Raw genomic sequence first — 5,820 nt, 5'->3', positions numbered from 1 at the left:
CGAGGCGGACGAGAAATTCGAGAGGTTGACGGGCGGGCGCGCCGAAAGTTAGGGCGCACTGGTCTGGTTTTTGTCTCTCACGCTGTTTGACATCGCTAATATCTGAAGAGATATGTGGGCGACCTTGGTTCATTCGATGGATCAAACGTCTGTATATCGCGCTCTTAGACTTCGGTCGATGATAGAGTGTCAGCTTCACTGTTTGTACGGCTTTCGGTTTCTGATGAAACCCGAAGCACACAAACAGATGACTTCATCCGGTTTAGCCACCGGATGAGATGTGCAGAGGTTCGAACGTCAAGGATAACCGAGCAATCGGTTTTCAACTTGAGAGTTTGATCCTGGCTCAGAACGAACGCTGGCGGCAGGCCTAACACATGCAAGTCGAGCGAGACCTTCGGGTCTAGCGGCGGACGGGTGAGTAACGCGTGGGAACGTACCCTTTTCTGCAGGATAGCCACTGGAAACGGTGAGTAATACTGCATACGCCCTTCGGGGGAAAGATTTATCGGAGAAGGATCGGCCCGCGTTAGATTAGGTAGTTGGTGGGGTAATGGCCTACCAAGCCTACGATCTATAGCTGGTTTGAGAGGATGATCAGCCACACTGGGACTGAGACACGGCCCAGACTCCTACGGGAGGCAGCAGTGGGGAATCTTAGACAATGGGGGCAACCCTGATCTAGCCATGCCGCGTGAGTGATGAAGGCCTTAGGGTCGTAAAGCTCTTTCGCTGGGGAAGATAATGACGGTACCCAGTAAAGAAACCCCGGCTAACTCCGTGCCAGCAGCCGCGGTAATACGGAGGGGGTTAGCGTTGTTCGGAATTACTGGGCGTAAAGCGCGCGTAGGCGGATCAGAAAGTTGGGGGTGAAATCCCGGGGCTCAACCTCGGAACTGCCTCCAAAACTCCTGGTCTTGAGTTCGAGAGAGGTGAGTGGAACTCCGAGTGTAGAGGTGAAATTCGTAGATATTCGGAAGAACACCAGTGGCGAAGGCGGCTCACTGGCTCGATACTGACGCTGAGGTGCGAAAGTGTGGGGAGCAAACAGGATTAGATACCCTGGTAGTCCACACCGTAAACGATGAATGCCAGTCGTCGGGTAGCATGCTATTCGGTGACACACCTAACGGATTAAGCATTCCGCCTGGGGAGTACGGTCGCAAGATTAAAACTCAAAGGAATTGACGGGGGCCCGCACAAGCGGTGGAGCATGTGGTTTAATTCGAAGCAACGCGCAGAACCTTACCAACCCTTGACATCCTCAGCTACATCCAGAGATGGATGGTTCCCTTCGGGGACTGAGTGACAGGTGCTGCATGGCTGTCGTCAGCTCGTGTCGTGAGATGTTCGGTTAAGTCCGGCAACGAGCGCAACCCACATCCTTAGTTGCCAGCAGTTCGGCTGGGCACTCTAGGGAAACTGCCCGTGATAAGCGGGAGGAAGGTGTGGATGACGTCAAGTCCTCATGGCCCTTACGGGTTGGGCTACACACGTGCTACAATGGCATCTACAGTGGGTTAATCCCCAAAAGATGTCTCAGTTCGGATTGTCGTCTGCAACTCGACGGCATGAAGTCGGAATCGCTAGTAATCGCGTAACAGCATGACGCGGTGAATACGTTCCCGGGCCTTGTACACACCGCCCGTCACACCATGGGAGTTGGGTTCACCCGAAGGCCGTGCGCCAACCTTTCGAGGAGGCAGCGGACCACGGTGAGCTCAGCGACTGGGGTGAAGTCGTAACAAGGTAGCCGTAGGGGAACCTGCGGCTGGATCACCTCCTTTCTAAGGATGTTCCTGGCTGATTGGCTTGCCAATCACGTGGAACACTTAGCAAGCTCTGATTAGTCGTCAGAGCAATATCATTGGACCCGGGTCGTCCTCATATCTCTTCAGAACAAGACAACGGGCTACCGCTCGTTCTGGGTCGGTAGCTCAGGTGGTTAGAGCGCACGCCTGATAAGCGTGAGGTCGGAGGTTCAAGTCCTCCTCGACCCACCACACCCTCTCGGGGGCACGGTGAACGCTATTGGTAGCTTCGCACCCAGAATTGCACCGGGTGACGCTCCCGTGACATTCCTCCGGAATGCACTGCCGCGCACGCCCACAATTTTGCGTGCAAAATTGTGGGGCCTTAGCTCAGCTGGGAGAGCGCCTGATTTGCATTCAGGAGGTCAGGAGTTCGATCCTCCTAGGCTCCACCATCGCTCGTCTGACAGCGTTTCGATTAGATCGATAAGCACTTTTGAGTGTTTATCCGTCCAATCGGACGAGATTTAACATCGTATAGAGAGATACAAATCAACCTTGCTTGGTTTGCCGAAGTAACGGCGAAACCTCTGCAGGTCTTCCTTCGGGAAGAGGTGATTGACCAGTCTAGCCGGCCGGTCCGTCATATCCCTGTTGAAACGAGCAAGTGTTGTCCAAGTCAAGTACACTAACCCGTGCGATCGCGAGATCGCACAAGTCCACTCGACAGAGTGGGCGGGAAAGTATGCTTTTGGTCCGGTATCAAAGTCACTGCACGAACCAGCGTAGTGACGCGATGGGTTTGGCTCTGCAGCGGCGCTCAAGTAGCAACGCGGTAGCGCACTATAAAGAACCTGTCTTTTACTGGATCAAATCAAGCGCGAGAAGGGCGTTTGGTGGATGCCTTGGCAGTAAGAGGCGATGAAGGACGTGATACTCTGCGATAAGTCTTGGCGAGCTGAGAATAAGCTTTGACCCAGGAATTTCCGAATGGGGCAACCCACCTGAAAGTTCATTATAATTGCTTCGGCAGTTTATAATGTTCTTAAACAGGTACTTTTAACCTGAATACATAGGGTTTTAAGAGCAAACCCGGGGAACTGAAACATCTAAGTACCCGGAGGAAAGGACATCAATAGAGACTCCCCTAGTAGCGGCGAGCGAACGGGGACCAGCCGAGCCTTGAGAGTGAACAGAATGGTCTGGAATGGCCAACCATAGTGGGTGACAGTCCCGTATGTGAAGCTCGATAGGACGTATCAAGTAGGGCGGGACACGTGAAATCCTGTCTGAAGATCGGAGGACCACCTCCGAAGGCTAAGTACTCCTTACTGACCGATAGCGAACCAGTACCGTGAGGGAAAGGTGAAAAGCACCCCGACGAGGGGAGTGAAACAGTACCTGAAACCGAACGCCTACAATCAGTCGGAGCTTCCTTGCGAAGTGACGGCGTACCTTTTGTATAATGGGTCATCGACTTGGTCTATCTAGCAAGCTTAAGCCGTTAGGTGTAGGCGCAGCGAAAGCGAGTCTTAATAGGGCGTCGAGTTAGATGGATCAGACCCGAAACCGAGTGATCTAGGCATGACCAGGATGAAGGTAAGGTAACACTTACTGGAGGTCCGAACCCACACCTGTTGAAAAAGGTCGGGATGAGTTGTGCCTAGGGGTGAAAGGCCAATCAAACTCGGAGATAGCTGGTTCTCCGCGAAATCTATTTAGGTAGAGCGTCATCCGAATACCCCGGGGGGTAGAGCACTGGATGGGTAATGGGGCCCCACAGGCTTACTGATCCTAACCAAACTCCGAATACCCGGGAGTACTAGATGGCAGACACACTGCGGATGCTAACGTCCGTAGTGGAGAGGGAAACAACCCTGACCTACAGCTAAGGCCCCCAATTCATGGCTAAGTGGGAAAGCAGGTGGGACGACCAAAACAACCAGGAGGTTGGCTTAGAAGCAGCCATCCTTTAAAGATAGCGTAACAGCTCACTGGTCTAATCAAGTTGTCCTGCGGCGAAGATGTAACGGGGCTCAAGCCATGAGCCGAAGCTTAGGATGCACATAGTGCATGGTAGCGGAGCGTAGTGTGACATAGAACTCGTCCTCTTCTGTATCCTCCGGGATGTAACGGAGGACAGAGTTCTTTCTGTGAAGCCGGGCTGTAAGGCATCCGGTGGAGAGATCACTAGCGAGAATGATGACATGAGTAGCGACAAAGAGTGTGAGAGACACTCTCGCCGAAAGTCCAAGGGTTCCTGCTTAAAGCTAATCTGAGCAGGGTAAGCCGGCCCCTAAGGCGAGGCCGAAAGGCGTAGTCGATGGGAACCAGGTTAATATTCCTGGGCCATGTGGTGGTGACGGATCGCAGAGGTTGTCAGTCCTTATCGGATTGAACTGGCAGCTGAGCGGTCCCTGGAAATAGCCCCACTTTAGGACCGTACCCTAAACCGACACAGGTGGACTGGTAGAGAATACCAAGGCGCTTGAGAGAACGATGTTGAAGGAACTCGGCAAAATACCTCCGTAAGTTCGCGAGAAGGAGGCCCGGTTCCTAGGCAACTAGGGGCTGGGGGCACAAACCAGGGGGTGGCGACTGTTTACTAAAAACACAGGGCTCTGCGAAGTCGCAAGACGACGTATAGGGTCTGACGCCTGCCCGGTGCCTGAAGGTTAAAAGGAGGGGTGAGAGCTCCGAATTGAAGCCCAGGTAAACGGCGGCCGTAACTATAACGGTCCTAAGGTAGCGAAATTCCTTGTCGGGTAAGTTCCGACCTGCACGAATGGCGTAACGACTTCCCCGCTGTCTCCAACATCGACTCAGCGAAATTGAATTGCCTGTCAAGATGCAGGCTTCCCGCGGTTAGACGGAAAGACCCCGTGCACCTTTACTACAGCTTCGCACTGGCATCAGGATTGTGATGTGCAGGATAGGTGGTAGGCTTCGAAGCAGGGACGCCAGTCTCTGTGGAGCCAACAGATGAGATACCACCCTTCGCACTCTTGATGTCTAACCGCGGTCCGTTATCCGGATCCGGGACCCTGCGTGGCGGGTAGTTTGACTGGGGCGGTCGCCTCCTAAATCGTAACGGAGGCGCGCGAAGGTTGGCTCAGAGCGGTCGGAAATCGCTCGTTGAGTGCAATGGCAGAAGCCAGCCTGACTGCAAGACTGACAAGTCGAGCAGAGTCGAAAGACGGCCATAGTGATCCGGTGGTCCCAAGTGGGAGGGCCATCGCTCAACGGATAAAAGGTACGCCGGGGATAACAGGCTGATACTGCCCAAGAGTCCATATCGACGGCAGTGTTTGGCACCTCGATGTCGGCTCATCTCATCCTGGGGCTGGAGCAGGTCCCAAGGGTACGGCTGTTCGCCGTTTAAAGAGGTACGTGAGCTGGGTTTAGAACGTCGTGAGACAGTTCGGTCCCTATCTGCCGTGGGTGTAGGATACTTGAGAGGAGTTGCCCCTAGTACGAGAGGACCGGGGTGAACGATCCACTGGTGGACCAGTTGTCGTGCCAACGGCAGTGCTGGGTAGCTATGATCGGACAGGATAACCGCTGAAGGCATCTAAGCGGGAAGCCCCCCTCAAAACAAGGTATCCCTGAGGACCGTGGAAGACCACCACGTCGATAGGCCGGAGATGTAAGCATGGTAACATGTTCAGTTGACCGGTACTAATGGTCCGATAGGCTTGATTTGATCCAGTAACAGACAGGGACACAATCCTGACTGCGAAAACTCAAAAGCATACACACATACAGTGTACTCGACAGACAACACCTCCCGTAAAGGGCAGGTTGATGAACACGCACCCGGAATGACGGGGTGTGGCAACGCGCTTCGCTTCGCGAAACGCTGCCTGCCACCCGCCGCACCTTCGGTGCAGCGTGGTCTTTTTTTGGTTTGGTGGTCATAGCACGAGCAAAACACCCGGCTCCATTCCGAACCCGGTCGTTAAGTGCCGTCGCGCCAATGGTACTGCGTCTCAAGACGTGGGAGAGTAGGTCACCGCCAAACCTAGAAAAGACCACAACCGTATCTCTCTAAACGATCCCACCCTGATCA

At 53.9% G+C, this 5,820-nt stretch carries 2 tRNA genes and 3 rRNA genes; all 5 read left to right on the top strand.

The features are described from left to right. Positions 1-323: 323 nt before the first annotated feature. Positions 324-1,787: ribosomal RNA gene (locus LCM15_RS22630) — 16S ribosomal RNA — on the top strand. Positions 1,788-1,926: 139 nt separating this feature from the next. Next, a tRNA-Ile gene (locus tag LCM15_RS22625) sits at positions 1,927-2,003 on the top strand. A 127-nt stretch (positions 2,004-2,130) separates the two neighbouring features. Further along, positions 2,131-2,206 (top strand) — tRNA-Ala (locus LCM15_RS22620). A gap of 417 nt (positions 2,207-2,623) precedes the next feature. Next, positions 2,624-5,454: ribosomal RNA gene (locus LCM15_RS22615) — 23S ribosomal RNA — on the top strand. Positions 5,455-5,657: 203 nt separating this feature from the next. After that, positions 5,658-5,772: ribosomal RNA gene (rrf, locus tag LCM15_RS22610) — 5S ribosomal RNA — on the top strand. The 16S, 23S and 5S rRNA genes sit together here with 2 tRNA genes alongside, the layout of an rRNA operon. Positions 5,773-5,820 lie beyond the last annotated feature (48 nt).

It is taken from the genome of Salipiger bermudensis (assembly GCF_020171625.1).
GTDB classification, from domain to species: domain Bacteria; phylum Pseudomonadota; class Alphaproteobacteria; order Rhodobacterales; family Rhodobacteraceae; genus Salipiger; species Salipiger bermudensis_B.
The sequence above is the reverse complement of the archived record's forward strand: the minus strand, read 5'-3'. Positions and strand labels throughout refer to the sequence as shown.